A 14,778-nucleotide genomic window follows, 5' to 3' on the forward strand; every position below is an offset into this window, starting at 1 on the left:
CCGTCGTAACCATGACCTACGTGATCGGCAGTGCATGTGTCGACGTCGTCGACAAGTCCTGCATGCTGGAGTGCCCGGCGGACTGCATCTACGAGGGCGACCGGGCGATGTACATCAACCCCAACGAGTGCGTGGACTGCGGCGCGTGCCGCATCGCGTGCCGGATGGACGCCATCTACTACGAGACGGACCTGCCCGACGAGGAAGCGCAGTTCCTCGAGGACAACGCCGCCTTCTTCACGATGACGCTGCCCGGCCGTGACGGGCCTCTGGGGGATCCGGGCGGTGCGCTGAAGCTGGGACGTGTCGGCGCGGACACCCCTTTGGTGGCCGGCCTGCCCCCGTCAACCACGCCACACCCCTAGCACCTACCGCCGGAACGGTATTCCAGCAGCCAAACTCCGCGTGATGCGCTGCTGGAATACCGTTCCGGCGGGGTGGTGACCGGGGACCTCGGCGCGCAGGAAGCGGCTGACGATCAACCGTGCCACGCCGGGATGAGTGCCCAGCGGTGCGGTCACCACGTCGGCGCCGCTGTCGCGCAAGCGATCCTGGAACAGGCCGTCGGAGAGCAGATACGACGCGACGACCACCCGCCGGCCCTGCGTGCGGTTCGCCGCGACCGCGTCGGCCACCCGTGGTTCACCGGTGGCGGCGAACGCCAGCTCGACGCGCGAGCCGACCATCGCCGACAACCAGGTCGCGGTGGTGTGCAGATCCGTCATCGCCGCCGGATCCGAGGTACCTGCCGCCGCCAGGATCACCGAATCCTCGGGCCGCCAACCGGATTCGACGAGTCTGTCGACGAGTGCCCGCACCAGCGCCGGGTCTGGCCCGAGGGCCCGGGTGACGGTCACGTGCTGGTGTCCGCTGTCCTGGACGTGTTTGGGAATGTCGCTGGTGACGTGGTACCCACGCGCCAGGAAAGCCGGCACCAGCACGGTCGCCCGATCACGGGTCGCGCTGAGCAGTTCGCTCGGAGTCGGGCCGAGCACATCGACGAATGCGACGTGCACCGGCCGGTCCAGGGTCTCGGAAACCTGCGCCGCCAGGTCCCCGATCAGCGACACCCCCTGTTGTTTGCGGGTGCCGTGGGCCACCAACAGGTAACTCATGACGCGTGTGCCTCGTCGATGGTCAGCCGGTAACCCCGCTTGACCACCGTGGACACCATCCTCTTGTCTCCCAACGCACTTCGCAGCCGCAGCACCGCTGTCTCGACCGCGTGGGTGTCGGTGCCGCTGCCGGGGAGCGCCCGTAGCAGGTCTGTCCGCGACACCACCGCGCCGGGGTGGTGTGACAACGCCCGCACCGTGGCCATCGCGGCCGGGGACATCGCCTTGACCTCGCCGTCGACCAGCACGCAGTTGCCGCGGATCTCGAGCAGATGTCCTGCGACCCGGACGGTGCGCGCCTGCAGCAGCGGTAGCTCGTCGGTAATGTGGCGGGCCAACGCGCCCAACCGCATCCGCTCCGGCGCCGAGGTCGGAACGCCGAGGCGTACCAGCGGACGCGCTGTGACGGGACCGACGCACATCGCGTGCACGTTGTTGCGCAGCGCCGAGAGCACTTCGGCTTCGAGACCCATCTCGGTGGCCCGCAACAGCATCGCTGCCACCGCGGGCGCGGACGTGAAGCTCACCGCGTCGAACTTGTCCTCGGCGATGCCTGCCACCAGTTGATCGAACTCGCCGTCGCGGGGCACCGGGTGCCAGCGATACACCCGGATCGGCACCACTTCGGCTCCGGCCGAACGTAATTCGTCGAGGAACTCCGGGAACGGGTCCCAGTCGGCGGTGGCGCCGTGCAACTGCACGGCGATGCGCGCACCGGAGATGCCGCCCTCGACCAGGTAGTGCAGCACCTCACGCGAGGACTCCGATTCCGGCGACCACTCCTCGGGCAGCCCGCCCGCGCGCAGCGCGCCGGTGGCTTTGGGTCCCCGCGACACCACCCGGGCCTTGGCCAGCGCCGCGGTCAACTCGGTGGCCAGCCCCCAACCGTCGGCCGCCGCGATCCAGCCCCGGAAGCCGATGCCGGTGGTGGCGACGACGATGTCAGGCGGGTTGTCGATCAACGCCTGGGTGCGCTGACGCAGTTCGTCGTCGTCGGGCAGCGGCACCATCTCGATGGCCGCGGCGCTGGTGACGGTCGCTCCGCGGCGCTTGAGCAGCGCGCTCAGTTCGTCGGCGCGCCGCGCTGACGTCACCGCGACTCGGAATCCGGTGAGCGGCGACCAGTCCGGCTCACTCATGCTCTCTGTCTATTCAGGTCGTGTTTCGCCGTGATTAAGCAGCCGTTGCGTGAGCGTGTCACCCCCGCTCAGGGCGTGAATTTCCGCTCACCGCCGCAGTGCTGCCGCTGTGAGGTCACCATACGTCGCCGTCGCGCCAGTCGCAGGTGATCTCGGCGTCGAGGTCGAGGTCGACGGCCGCGGGTAGTTCGGCAGGCAGCACGTACACCGAGCCGTCGTCGTCGGGTGTGCGGACCAGCCCGTCCGGCGACAGCACCGACGTCGGCCCCCGCCACGGCAGCCACCCCCGGGCCTCGTACACCGGTCTGCCCAGATCAGTCGCCCCCAGCGCCCCGAGGTGGTAGCCACCGCGCACCACCTGTTCGACGGCGTCCATGAGCGCGCTGCCCAGTCCCTGTCCGCGGTGGTCCTCCCGGACCGCGACGCCCTCGACGTACCCGCAGCGCAGCACCGTGCCGCCGTGCAGGAGCCGACGTTGCACGACCGCGGCGTGCCCGATCAGCGCGCCGCGCTGGAAGATCACCGCATGCATCCCGCCGAGGGAGTGTTCCCAGTCCGCGTCGGTGAACTCGCCGTCCGAAGACCCACGGAAGGCCTCGATCACCATCAAGCGGGCGTGCTCGCGCGTCTCGGGGTCGAGATCGGACGTGTGGACTAGGCGGGCACGCACACTCCCGGTTCTACCACCGCGGCCGGGCCACGGCTGCCCATCAGCGACCGCGCCGTGTCAGCCGTCGGCGCCTTCGAACGGCCGACGGGGCCGCGACCAGTGCAACCGCACCGTCTGGCCGGGACGTGCCTGCGCGACCTTGTCGATGTCGTCGTCGACGACCACGCCGATCACCGGGTAGCCCCCGGTCACCGGATGGTCTGGACCGAGGATCACCGGGAAACCGGTCGGCGGGACCTGGATCGCGCCCCGGGTGGCGCCCTCGCTGGGCAGCTGAGTGTCCGGGCGGCGGTACTCCAACGGCATGCCGATCAACCGCATCCCCACCCGGTCGCTGCGGTTGGTCACCTGCCAGTTGGTGCGCACCAGGATGTCGGGGTCGACGAACCAGTCGTCGCGGGGTCCCGGCACCACCCTGAGCTCGACGACGTCGTCGGCGATGGCGGCCACCGGCGCCTGGTCGAGTTCGGGGAAGTCGTCGGTGTGCTCGCCGATCGGCAGCACATCGCCCGGCTGCAACGGTCCGGGGCCGATCGCCGACATCACGTCGTAGCTTCGCGACCCCAGCACCGGTTCGACGTCGAAACCGCCACGCACCGCCAGATATGAGCGCAACCCCGAAGGCGGCGGACTGAGCGAGATCACCTCGCCGTCCTGTGCGTAGTGGATGCTGTTGGTGCCGAAGGGAACTCCGTCGACGGCCGGGTCGGTGTCGGCGCCGGTCACCGCGATGGCGACGCCCTCTCTGCCACCGCCGCGCACCCGCGCGGTGAACCCGCCCAGCATCACCTCGACGGTCGCCCGGTCGCCCGGGTTGGCGACGAGCCGGTTGGCCAGCGTGTGCGAGCGGCGGTCGGCCGCGCCGGACCGGGTGACGCCGAGATGGGACAGGCCCGCCCGGCCGAGGTCCTCGACCAGTGCGAGTGGACCCGTCTTCAGGATCTCCAGCGATGCTCCACTCATGACGCCGCCTCCCGGAACTCGACCCACATGCCGGGTGTCAGCAGCGCCGGGTTGTCCCGCCCGATGTCCCACAGCACCGCGGAGGTGCGACCGATCAACTGCCAGCCACCCGGCGATTCGCGGGGGTAGATGCCACTGAACTCACCGGCCAACCCGACGGAGCCGACGGGCACCTTGGTGCGCGGGTCCGCCCTCCTGGGCACCGCGAGCCGCTCGTCGCCGCCGACCAGGTATCCGAAACCCGGTGCAAAACCGCAGAAGCCGACGCGCCAGAGCCGCCCGGTGTGTGCCGCGACGACCTCGCGCGGCGACAGTCCGGTGAGCCGGGCGACGTCCTCGAGGTCCTCACCGTCGTAGGTGACGTCGATGACGACGTCGGCCGACGCCACCGTCTCGTCCAGCGCGGCCGCGTCCGGGTGCACCTGGTTCAGCCGCTGGCGGGTGGGTGCCTGGTACCGGTGTCCGTCGAGCTTCACCAGGATGGTCCGGGCGGCGGGCACGATGTCCACGACGCCCGGAAGGCCGGCGGCGCGGAGCGCGTCGGTCCATGCGAGAACCTCAGCGGTGCCGTCGAACTCGAGAAGCAGCGCGCGGTCACCGTAGTCAAGAATGCTGCTCGCGCGGCCGGCATGGAGCCCGGCCGTCGCATCCGCTGTCACGCTCATGTCCCAAAGCTACCGGGCAGTAGTTTTGAACGCTCGTACTCTTCTGAAGCTCTTTGTGCCTTGCCAGAGGTGCCTTAAAGTCGGCTCACACCGCGGCTCGGTACGTCGGCTCGCGGCGCTTGATATAGCCGATGACGCGGTAGGTGATCGGCAGCACCAGGATCTCGATGGCGGTCTTGTACAGCCAGCCCTGCGCGGTGTAGGTGGCGAAGTCGCCGAATGTGGTGATGCCGATGACGCTGGCCGCGATCGCGCAGAACACCACGGTGTCGCCGAGCTGGCCGACGAACGTCGACCCGATCAGCCGTGCCCACAGGTGCTTCTCCTTGGTGCGCTCCTTGATCCGCACCACCACCCAGGCGTTGAGTGTCTGCCCGACGATGAAACCTGCCAGGCCCGCCACGATCAGCCCGGTGTAGGCGCCGGCGATGTTCTCGAAGTGCTCCTGGTTTTCGTAGAAGTTCGCCGCCGGCAGATAGACGGTCACCCAGAAGGCGCCGGCGGCAAGCGCATTCATCGCGAACCCGGTCAGGATGGCCCGGCGGGCGGCCTTGAATCCGTACACCTCGGAGAGCACGTCGCCGATCACGTAGGTCAGCGGGAAGACGATGAACCCGCCGTCGGTGATGATCGGCCCGAACTCCACGCCCTTGGTTGCGGTGACGTTGGAGATGATCACCAGCGCGGTGAACACCGCGACCAGGACCGGATAGTAGGCCGAGCCCACCCGGGCGAATGCGGCGTGGCTGTCCTGGTCGGTGGTCTGGCTGGTCACCGGGCTATTAGATCAGCCCAGGGCAGCGGCGATCATCGGCGGCAACTTCTCGGCGACCACCGGGTAGGACAGTGTGGAGGCATAGGCGATCGCCCCGGCGAGCTCCTTGCCGGTGAAGACGTTGCGCCGGCCGAGCGCCGCGATCGCCGGGTCGGCCAGAAGCGCCGCCTGTTCCTCGTCGCTCTCGGTGGTCCAGATGACGACGTCGGCGGAGTCGAGGACCGGGGCCGTGTCGTCGCGCGGGATCAACTCCCGGTCGGGGGTCACGACGGTCAGCCCCATCTGAGTCAGGAACTCATGTCGCCATCCGGGGCCCTGGACCTGCACGCTGTCCCGGAACATGGTGCCCTCGAGCAGCAACACCTGCTTGTCGGCGAACTGCGGGTTGGCCTCCTTGACCGCGGCGAACTGCGCGTCGACGTCGGCGATGAGCGCCTGCATGTCGTCGTGGCGGAACACCGCCTGGCCGATGGCGGTGGCCCGGTCGCGCCACGGTTCGAAGAACGCGTCGCGTCCGGACTGCGGGATCGTCGGCGCGACGGCCGACAGCCGGGTGTAGCTGTCCTGGTCGAGACCGGCGTCCGTCGCCACGATCAGATCGGGTCGAAGTCCTGCGATCTGGTCGATCGGCACACCGTCGGTCAGGTAGAGCACCACCGGCTGTGCGTCGCCGAGCCGCGGCAGTGCCCACGGCCAGACCCCGAACGGTTCGCCGCCGAACCAGTCGGTCACCGCGATCGGGACGACGTCGAGGGCGAGCAGGTCGTCGGCGCCGGTCAGGCCGGCGCTGACCACCCGCGTCGGTGGCGCGGGGATCCGCGTCTCACCGAAGGCGTGCGGGACGGTCACCGACCCGTCGTCGGCGACGCTGCCCGGCTGGTCTGATCCGCAGCCGGCTATCACCACCGCGGCTCCGGCCGACATCGTCAGGAAACTCCGCCGGGACCACCTCGTGGGCACCCGCGTAGCCAAGCGGTGCGGCCTACGGAACGGGGATGGGCACCATGCCGGCGGGCGGCCACACCGGCGGTGGCGCGGGCGCCGGGGCGGGCGGCGCACCGGGAGGCGCCTCGGGGGAGACGACGCCCGGAGGGAGCGTGCCTGGCGGGAGCATCGGCATCTGCCGCACGCCCATCGCGTCGGCCATCGCCGGGTCCATCTGCGACGGATAGAGCGTCTGGTAGAGCTCCTCGGTACCGCGCATGTTCCACAGTTCGCGCAGGAAGCTCATCTGGCCGGTGTTGTTGAAATCGCCGTTCTGCACCGGCGGAATGAAGGGCGCGGTCCCCGGCGGTGGCGGAGGTGCTGCCGGTCCCGGGATGGGAGCACCCTCCGCGATGGGCGTGTAGGTGAAGACCTGGTTGGGCGCAGGCGCGGGACCAGGCGCACCGGGCGCCGGTGCGGCGACCCCCGGGGCGGGTGGCAGCGCGGGGTCGACGGGCGCCGGTTGCGCGCCGGCGGGCCAGGCGGCGGCCAGAGCGCCCCCGGCCATGAGCGCGCCGACGAGGGCGATCTTGATGCGGGGCGGTGTGACCATGGTACGAAGGCTATCGGGTTGGGCGCACGGACGTTACTTTTTGCAGTCAGGTCAGCGCCAGGGCGGCGGCCAGGCCGATCATCATCGCGGCGATCAGGCCGTCGAGCAGGCGCCATGTTCGGGGTGTTGCGAAGAACCGGCTGAGCTTTCTGGCGCCGAATCCGAGGCCGGTGAACCACACCACGCTGGCGGTCACCGCGCCGACGCCGAACAGCCACCTGCCCTCCTGATGTTCGTTGGCCAGTGCGCCCAGCAGGATGACGGTGTCCAGGTAGACGTGCGGGTTGAGGAATGTCAGCGCCAGGCAGGTCGCCAGCACACCGCCCAGTCGCGCCGGCGCGGCGTCCGAGGGCGTCAACGTCCCCGGGTTCAGCGCGCGCCGGGCGGCGAGCAGGCCGTAGCCGAGCAGGAAGACGACGCCGCCGTACTTGGCGACGGAGACGGCGTCGGGGTGCGCCGCGATCAGGGCGCCGAAGCCGGCGATGCCGGCGAAGATCAGCATCAGGTCCGAGACCGCGCACAACGCGACCACCGGCAGCACGTGCTCGCCGCGGATGCCTTGGCGCAGGACGAAGGCGTTCTGGGCACCGATGGCCGCGATGAGGGCCATGGTGGTCGCGAAACCGGTCAGCACGACGAGGTAGGGCACGTTCACCCGACTCACGTTAGGTAGCCGACCGTGATCCAGTACAGCTAAATATTCTTCATCGGATTAAATGAAACTAATGATGGCGCGGGACGGATTCGACAATCCGGATCGGACGGCCGGCCTACATCATCTTGTTGGTGAGAAATCTGGCGAATCCGCTGTGCTGTATAGAGACTCGCGCAGGGCGACATCGACAACGCAGGCGATGATTGGTGAAACAATCGGAGGCGGCGTAGCCGGTGGACGGCACAGCTAGACGCACCCCGACCTCATATGGTTGACCCGTGGCACCGACTTCGTCTGCAAAGGCAGTTACCCCGAATGCAACCCATCGCTGTTTGGGATGTCAGGTCGCCGTTCTCGGCCGAATTGCTGAAAAGGGTTGGCGCAGCGTCACCGAGAGCGAGCGACCTGTCGACTCAGGGTGCTAACAGGACTATTCGTCGCGGTCGGTGGCTTTGTCGCGGACATCGTCGGACGAAGTCCTTTTCCGGTCCTCATCCTTCGTCGTCGTCGCACCGTCCGTCTCGGCACCGGTAGTCGCCGTTCCCCCTGACTTTTTGTCCTCGGTGGTCGGCTCGGTGCTGTCCTCGGCAGTTCGCACGGCGGTCGACTGCTTCGCATCACTGGCCATTGCCGCCGCTTCTTCTGCGTTGATCCCCGCCGCGTCGGTTTCGCCAGCCTCGGAGTTGGGCGGCTCTTCACGATCCGCATGGTCGGCCACGTCCGATGCTGACGTGGCGGCGACCGTGCTGATCACACCCGAGTCGTTGCGGTCGACATTCTGCTCTCCGGGCTTCGCATCGACTGACGGTGTAGCCGGGTCGGCGGCCAGCGGAATAGAGAGCGCGGGGGTGCTCGCCGGTTCCTCCTCCGCCGCCGGGAGATACGACCGGTCGTAGCCCCGCTCCACGATTTCTTTCAGCGGCCCGTTGAGCGCGTCGGCCAACCCCGTGAGCCCCAGCCGCCGCAGCGGCTCGAGCAGCGGAAGGTTCTCGGTCGGCACAAAGACGTAGGTGGTGTTCCCCTCCTTCCACACAATATTTGCGGGATCGTGCATGTCCACGTCCTCGTAATCGGTGTGGATGACCGTGAACGCGGCCAAAGAGTTGAGCAGGGACAGCAAGTTGAGCGGATTGTCGGGGAAGTCGGAGGCGGTGTCGTACTGGCGCGATATGTCGATCACCTGGTATTGGGTTTGCGGCATCACCTTGCTGTCTGAGCCACCGTAGGCTCGAGTGGGATTGCCGATGAAGACGAACGACAGCTCGTCCGGCGAGGGGGCATCGGGGTCGTCGGCATGCTCGTCCAGCCAGTCCGTGATCGACCGAGCCCCTTCGCTATACGAGAACACGACCTTGGTGCCGAGCGTCGTGTCGATGGCTGTCTCGATGCTCGCGAGGCCATTCGGATCCCAGAGGGACTGATCGACCCGGACGCAGTTGTTAGGCGCTTGGCATAGCGTTCCTTGAAGTTCGTCTTCCATGGACCCTTCCCAGGGAAAGATGGTCAACACGGTGGCCGGACTTGGCACCGGAGGCACCGTAGCTGCGCCCGCGGTCGACACGGCGAGGAGTGGCAGCAGAGCCGCGCCCACGGCAAGCCCCATTGCTCCTCGCTTGAATCTGTTGTCCGGGCGGTTGGGGTGGAAGCCCGCCCAGACCGTCCGGCCGGTCGGCAACGATCGACGATGTTCCTCGTTGGCGGGCCGGTGCAGATGCCGGCCCCCAGACTGATGAGACAACTTTGCCGGACTACCCATATTTGTTTGATTCCCCCAGTGCGAAGCTGATGTGTCATCCACGGCCGAACCGGGTCTGTAGTTTGCTGAACGGAGACCCGTTTACAGTGTGACCCAGACAGCACCCTAGCAAAAGGCCGCTATGCATTTGCTGTTTCGGCGCCGCGTCCGACAGACGAACTGCTGCGTCCTAGCGCCAGTGTTCTCGCCACAGCCACTCGTCAGTGGCGTTTCCGGCAAGACCCAGTGTTCCGGTGTCATCGACCCCCCACCTACACCTCCATGACACAGATCGCCGCCGATGCTCTCGGCATGCCGGTCGGTCGAGTTCGATTCAACTTGGGCGACAGCGACTTTCCGAAGCTCCCATGCACGGCGGACAACAGACGATGGCGAGTGTGGGGGCAGGCGTGCCCCCGTCAGTGCTGACGTCCCCGCTCTCGCTGCCACCTTCCTGCCCGCTGGGGACACGATCGCCCCGGGGTGAAGGGGGTCAAAACCCCCGAGCGTCTGCTGTGATTCCCATGGAGGCAGTCGATGTTGGCAGAAGAACTTACTGATCAGTAAGATCGACTTCCGAGCAGACGGGAGTCGCGATGTTCGAAACGAAGTTCGTCGACATTCATGGCGTGAGTCAAGCTGTGGTGGACGTCGGTGAGGGCGATGAGGTCCTGTTGCTGATCCACGGCATGGCAGGCAGCGCGGACACGTGGCGGGCGGTGATACCCCAGCTCGCCAAGAAGTACCGTGTGGTCGCCCCCGACTTGACGGGCCACGGGCAGTCGTCGAAACCTCGCACCGACTACTCACTGGGTGCGTTCGCCGTCGGTCTGCGTGACCTGCTCGACGAACTCGGCATCGAGTCGGCGACGATCGTCGGCCATTCGCTGGGCGGCGGTGTGGCGATGCAGTTCCTGTATCAGCACCCCGACTACTGCCGCAGGCTGGTCCTGATCAGCAGCGGTGGTCTCGGTCCTGATGTCGGCTGGGTCCTGCGCCTGCTCGCGGCCCCGGGCGCGGAGTTGGTGATGCCGATCATCGCGCCCGCCCCGGTGCTGCGTGCCGGCAACGCCGTTCGGACCTGGTTGAGTTCGGCGGGCCTGCGCTCACCGCGCGGCGCAGAGATCTGGAGCGCGTATTCGTCCTTCTCGGATCGAGAAACCCGGGAGGCATTTCTGCGGACCCTGCGGTCGGTGGTCGACTACCGCGGTCAGTCCGTCAGCGCGCTGAATCGGTTGACGCTTCGGGCCGACCTGCCCGCGCTCGCGATCTGGGGTGAGCAGGACACCATCATCCCGGTCGCCCACGCTTACTCGGCCTTGGAGGCGCGGCCGGACTGCCGGCTCGAAGTCCTGCCCGATGTCGGGCACTTTGCGCAGGTCGAGGCGCCGACCGAGGTGGTCGACCTGATCGAGGACTTCATCGCGACGACGGTCCCGGCTGATACGCGCGGGTGAGCGGCCGCAGGCTCCTAGAGCGGCAGTCCCGCATCGAGAAAGTCCAGACCCGCAAAGATCGACTCCGGCGACATCGGGGTGCCGTGTAGCGCCGCCATCATCACGCCGGTCATCGCACCCGCGGTGATGCGCAACATGGGGTCGTCGGCCGGCCGGTTCAGCCGGGTGGCCAGCGCGTCGGTGATCAGGTCGATGACGTGCACGTATTCGTTGTAGAGGGCGCCGGCGGCCTCCGGCAGCGTGTACAGCAGTTGCTGGCGGGCGATCTCCTCGCCCCACTCGGGGCCCGCCATGCCTGCGAACACCTGTTCCAGGGCATGGCGGTAGGCGGGGATGGGACGCAGTTCCGGGGGTGCGGCGAGGAACAGCTCGATGATCGGTTCCATCAACTGGTCGGGGACCAGCAGCGCGGCCTTGTTGGGGAAGTACCGGAAGAACGTTCGCGGTGAGACGTCGGCGAGTTCGGCGATCTGTTCGATGGTGGTGTCGGGGTAGCCGTTCTTCTCGAAGAGCTCATATGCGGCGAGACGCACCGTCTCCCGGGTCCGGCGCTTCTTGCGCTCCCGGAGACCCATCTCGTCGTCGGTGGTCACACCACCCATTGTTCCGCATCGGCGGGCGGGAGTCAGACGATACATGCGACTGGCGTCGCGGTGAACGGGTGAACCTTCCAGTGGCAGGACGTGTACGCCCTGTTGCTGGTCGGTCAAGATCACTTGCGGCGGAGGCAGATTCGTCGACACTGCCCGCACGGTTCTGCGTCACCACGACGAGGGTCAAGTGGACTTGCTCGCAAGACATTCGACCCTGCCGCGCACCTCTGCGGTCGCCGGCAGCAAACCTGCGTGCGGTAGGTCGGACCGCCGCCGATTGACTCCGAAGAGGCATGTTTATCCCCCATGATGGAGCAGTCACCGCAGCACTCCGTCGATAGCGTCTTCCAGTATGACTTGCGTCGAGGGTGACGGCCGGTGGGCTGAGGTCGAGGCTCTCCTCGCAACGGCAGTGCGGGTCCAGCACCCTCCGCTGATCATTCCCCCGAGGGCGCCGCGGTGACGCTGGCAACCTCCGCCACCAAGCCGTTGCGCGGTGTCGGCGAGTTCTTCGCGATGTCGCTGGACACCCTTGTTCAGATGTTCAAGCCGCCGTTTGCCTGGCGCGAGTACGTGTTGCAGTCGTGGTTCGTGGCGCGAGTATCGGTGCTGCCCGCGCTGATGCTGACGATGCCCTACTCGGTGCTGCTGGTGTTCACGTTCAACATTCTGCTCACCGAGTTCGGGGCAGCGGACTTCTCCGGCACCGGCGCCGCAATCGGCACCGTGAACCAGATCGGGCCTATCGTCACCGTGCTGGTGGTCTCCGGCGCGGGCGCCACCGCCATGTGTGCCGATCTCGGTGCGCGGACCATTCGGGAAGAACTCGACGCGATGCGGGTGATGGGCATCAACCCGATCCAGGCGCTTGTGGTTCCCCGCGTGCTGGCGGCCACGACGGTGGCTTTGGCGCTGTCCGCGACGGTGATCCTGGTGGGTCTCGTCGGCGCCTTCTTCTTCACCGTGTTCATCCAAAACGTTTCGGCGGGTGCGTTTGTCGCGGGGCTGACGCTGCTCACCGGGGTCTCCGACGTCATCGTGTCGCTGGTCAAAGCCACACTGTTCGGGATGGCTGCAGGCCTGATCGCCTGTTACAAGGGAATCTCGGTCGGTGGTGGCCCGGCCGGTGTCGGGAACGCGGTGAACGAAACCGTGGTCTTCACCTTCATGGTGCTGTTCGCGATCAATGTGATCGTGACCGCTGTCGGCATCCAGTTCACGGTGCAATGAGATGGCGCCATGACAGCTGTCCCGAGCAAGCCCAATCCCAGGCTCCGCCGCGCATCCGAAAGCCTTTCCGGGGGCTGGAATCACATCGGCGAGCAGGCGTACTTCTATGCCAAGACGGTGTCGTCGATCCCCGATGCGGTCGTCAACTACCGCACCGAGCTCTACCGGCTGATCGCCCAGATGGGTTTGGGTGCAGGAGCACTCGCGGTCGTCGGCGGCACTGTGGCGATCGTGGGATTCCTCACCATCACCACGGGAGCCTTGGTTGCGGTGCAGGGGTACAACCAGTTGGCATCCGTCGGTTTCGAGGCGCTGACCGGCTTCGCCTCTGCGTTCTTCAACGTCCGGCTCATCGTGCCGGGAACCACGGCAGTGGCACTGTCGGCGACCATCGGCGCCGGTGCCACCGCCCAGCTGGGTGCGATGCGCATCAACGAGGAGATCGACGCGCTCGAGGTCATCGGCATTCGCAGCGTGACCTACCTTGCGTCCACGCGCGTCATCGCCGGCGTGATCGTGGTCATCCCGCTGTACTGCGTGGCGGTCATGATGGCCTTCCTGGCCGCCCGCACCGGCACCACGGTGATATACGGCCAGGGATCAGGGGTCTACGACCACTACTTCAACACTTTTCTCAACCCCACCGATCTGATCTGGTCGTTCTTTCAGGTGGTGGCGATCGCGGTGGTGATCATGCTCGTGCACACCTACTACGGCTATACCGCGACCGGTGGGCCGGCCGGGGTGGGGGAGGCAGTGGGCCGGGCCGTGCGGACCTCGATGGTGGTCGCGGCGATCGAGATCATCTTCATCTCGCTGGCCGTGTACGGCCAGTCCGGCAACTTCAATCTGGCGGGGTAGCGGGATGGACACCCGTGAACGACGCTTTCACCCCGGCTGGTGGGCACTGATGCTGTGTGCGGCCACCGCCGCGTTCATCCTCGTCACCTCGGCGATTTTTGCCGGCACCTTCACCTCCTCGGTGCCGGTGACGCTGACCTCCGAACGATCCGGTCTCATCATGGAATCCAACGCCAAGGTCAAGATGCGCGGCGTGCAGGTCGGTCGCGTCAGCCACATCGGTGCGGGCCGGCACGGCGCCAGGTTGGTGCTGGAAATAGATCCCGACCAGATCCAGTACATCCCGGCCAATGTCGAGGCGGAGATCAACGTGACCACCGCGTTCGGCGCCAAGTTCGTCGAACTGGTCGCGCCGAAGAATCCGAGCACTGAACGGCTGGCCGCCGGCGCGGTCGTGCAGAGCAGGAATGTCACCACAGAGGTGAACACGGTGTTCGAGAACGTCGCCGATCTGCTCGAGATGATCGATCCGGCCAAGTTGAACGCGGTGCTCTCCGCGGTGGCCGACGCGGTGCGTGGGCAAGGTGAGCGGATGGGTCAGGCCACCACCGATCTCGATCAGGTGTTGACGGCGCTCAACGACCGCAGCGAGATCATTCGTCAGGACTGGCGATCCTTCAAGAACGTCAACGACACCTACGCCGCCGCGGCCGACGACATTCTCACCGTCCTCGACGCCGCGAGCGCCACCAGCACCACCCTCGTGGATCATTCGGCCTCACTGGACAGCTTGCTGCTCAACGTCCTCGGATTCGCAGACTCCGGGACCAACCTGCTCGCCGGCACCAAGGACAATCTGGTCGCGTCGGCGGACCTCCTCGAGCCCACCGCGAACCTGCTGAACAAATACAGCCCCACCTACGCCTGCATGTTGCAGGGCATGCAGTTCAACCTCGAAAACGGCGGCTATTCGGCGTTCGGCGGCGCCGACGGCCGAACCCTGCACTTCGACGTCGCCCTGTTGCTCGGCAACGACCCCTACTCGTATCCGGAACATCTGCCGATCATCGGGGCCAAGGGCGGACCGGGCGGAAAGCCGGGCTGCGGATCACTGCCCGACGTGGCGAAGAACTTTCCGGTGCGCCAGCTGGTGACCAACACCGGGTGGGGCAGGGGCCTGGATATTCGGCCCAACCCCGGTATCGGGCATCCCTGTTACGCCAACTGGCTGCCGGCGACGCGCGCGGTCCCCGAGGTGCCCAGCGTCCGCCAGTGCATCCCGGGCCCGGCGATCGGACCGGTCCCGTATCCGGGAGCGCCGCCCTATGGCGCACCGCTGTATGGACCCGGTGGCGTGCCGCTGTGGCCGGGTGTTGCTCCGGCGCAGCCCGACCCGGGTCCGGCCAGGCCGGACACCAACGGGCAGACACCCCCGTGAGCGCC

The 14,778-nt window shown here is 67.2% G+C and carries 16 protein-coding genes; 5 read left to right on the forward strand and 11 right to left on the reverse strand.

All coding sequences use genetic code 11. The features are described from left to right. Positions 1 to 11 precede the first annotated feature (11 nt). Positions 12 to 365 (forward strand): ferredoxin, encoded by a 354-nt coding sequence (fdxA, locus tag BEMPMBAN_RS07430; protein WP_159229720.1) that lies wholly within the window; start codon positions 12 to 14, stop codon positions 363 to 365. A gap of 3 nt (positions 366 to 368) precedes the next feature. Here the strand turns inward: fdxA and BEMPMBAN_RS07435 are convergent, their stop codons facing one another. The 10 genes from BEMPMBAN_RS07435 to BEMPMBAN_RS07480 form a co-directional block, all read right to left on the reverse strand. Further along, a complete protein-coding gene (locus BEMPMBAN_RS07435) occupies positions 369 to 1,115 on the reverse strand; it encodes a sirohydrochlorin chelatase (RefSeq protein ID WP_159229721.1) in 747 nt (248 codons plus the stop codon). Further along, the gene (locus BEMPMBAN_RS07440; protein ID WP_159229722.1) at positions 1,112 to 2,254 is read right to left on the reverse strand and encodes a uroporphyrinogen-III synthase; all 1,143 of its coding nucleotides are present in this window, start codon (positions 2,252 to 2,254) and stop codon (positions 1,112 to 1,114) included. Before BEMPMBAN_RS07440 ends, BEMPMBAN_RS07435 begins: the two co-directional genes overlap by 4 nt. A 115-nt stretch (positions 2,255 to 2,369) precedes the next feature. Next, the gene (locus BEMPMBAN_RS07445; protein ID WP_234897343.1) at positions 2,370 to 2,924 is read right to left on the reverse strand and encodes a GNAT family N-acetyltransferase; all 555 of its coding nucleotides are present in this window, start codon (positions 2,922 to 2,924) and stop codon (positions 2,370 to 2,372) included. Positions 2,925 to 2,981: 57 nt separating this feature from the next. After that, the gene (locus BEMPMBAN_RS07450) at positions 2,982 to 3,887 is read right to left on the reverse strand and encodes a 5-oxoprolinase/urea amidolyase family protein (RefSeq protein ID WP_159229723.1); all 906 of its coding nucleotides are present in this window, start codon (positions 3,885 to 3,887) and stop codon (positions 2,982 to 2,984) included. After that, on the reverse strand, positions 3,884 to 4,552 hold the full coding sequence (locus tag BEMPMBAN_RS07455) for a 5-oxoprolinase subunit B family protein (RefSeq protein WP_159229724.1): 669 nt from the start codon (positions 4,550 to 4,552) through the stop codon (positions 3,884 to 3,886). Before BEMPMBAN_RS07455 ends, BEMPMBAN_RS07450 begins: the two co-directional genes overlap by 4 nt. Positions 4,553 to 4,637: 85 nt before the next feature. Further along, positions 4,638 to 5,327, reverse strand: coding sequence for a queuosine precursor transporter (locus BEMPMBAN_RS07460; RefSeq protein WP_159229725.1), 690 nt, complete (start codon positions 5,325 to 5,327; stop codon positions 4,638 to 4,640). Positions 5,328 to 5,339: 12 nt separating this feature from the next. Continuing rightward, the gene (locus BEMPMBAN_RS07465; protein WP_425294941.1) at positions 5,340 to 6,251 is read right to left on the reverse strand and encodes an ABC transporter substrate-binding protein; all 912 of its coding nucleotides are present in this window, start codon (positions 6,249 to 6,251) and stop codon (positions 5,340 to 5,342) included. A 58-nt stretch (positions 6,252 to 6,309) separates the two neighbouring features. Further along, positions 6,310 to 6,864, reverse strand: coding sequence for a hypothetical protein (locus BEMPMBAN_RS07470; RefSeq protein WP_159229727.1), 555 nt, complete (start codon positions 6,862 to 6,864; stop codon positions 6,310 to 6,312). Positions 6,865 to 6,910: 46 nt separating this feature from the next. Beyond that, a complete protein-coding gene (gene lysE, locus BEMPMBAN_RS07475) occupies positions 6,911 to 7,474 on the reverse strand; it encodes an L-lysine exporter (protein WP_200845912.1) in 564 nt (187 codons plus the stop codon). A gap of 475 nt (positions 7,475 to 7,949) precedes the next feature. After that, positions 7,950 to 8,999 carry a PE-PPE domain-containing protein gene (locus BEMPMBAN_RS07480; RefSeq protein WP_159229729.1) on the reverse strand — a complete coding sequence of 350 codons (1,050 nt, stop codon included), beginning with the start codon at positions 8,997 to 8,999 and terminating at the stop codon, positions 7,950 to 7,952. Positions 9,000 to 9,850: 851 nt separating this feature from the next. On the opposite strand from BEMPMBAN_RS07480, the gene BEMPMBAN_RS07485 reads away from it, so the two are divergent. After that, entirely contained in the window at positions 9,851 to 10,711 is an 861-nt protein-coding gene (locus BEMPMBAN_RS07485) for an alpha/beta fold hydrolase (RefSeq protein WP_159229730.1), read from the forward strand. Between the two features lie 14 nt (positions 10,712 to 10,725). Here the strand turns inward: BEMPMBAN_RS07485 and BEMPMBAN_RS07490 are convergent, their stop codons facing one another. Beyond that, positions 10,726 to 11,304 carry a TetR/AcrR family transcriptional regulator gene (locus BEMPMBAN_RS07490; protein ID WP_159229731.1) on the reverse strand — a complete coding sequence of 193 codons (579 nt, stop codon included), beginning with the start codon at positions 11,302 to 11,304 and terminating at the stop codon, positions 10,726 to 10,728. Between the two features lie 516 nt (positions 11,305 to 11,820). Between BEMPMBAN_RS07490 and BEMPMBAN_RS07495 the strand changes: the two genes are divergently transcribed. From BEMPMBAN_RS07495 to BEMPMBAN_RS07505, 3 genes are read left to right on the forward strand one after another with little or no spacing between them, the layout of a single operon-like run. After that, positions 11,821 to 12,534, forward strand: a complete 714-nt coding sequence (locus BEMPMBAN_RS07495) for an MlaE family ABC transporter permease (RefSeq protein WP_159229782.1) — start codon at positions 11,821 to 11,823, stop codon at positions 12,532 to 12,534. Positions 12,535 to 12,543: 9 nt separating this feature from the next. Continuing rightward, the gene (locus BEMPMBAN_RS07500) at positions 12,544 to 13,395 is read left to right on the forward strand and encodes an ABC transporter permease (protein WP_159229732.1); all 852 of its coding nucleotides are present in this window, start codon (positions 12,544 to 12,546) and stop codon (positions 13,393 to 13,395) included. Positions 13,396 to 13,399: 4 nt separating this feature from the next. Beyond that, positions 13,400 to 14,773, forward strand: a complete 1,374-nt coding sequence (locus BEMPMBAN_RS07505) for an MCE family protein (protein WP_159229733.1) — start codon at positions 13,400 to 13,402, stop codon at positions 14,771 to 14,773. Positions 14,774 to 14,778: the final 5 nt, after the last annotated feature.

This window comes from Mycolicibacterium austroafricanum (assembly GCF_902705885.1).
GTDB lineage: Bacteria > Actinomycetota > Actinomycetes > Mycobacteriales > Mycobacteriaceae > Mycobacterium > Mycobacterium vanbaalenii_A.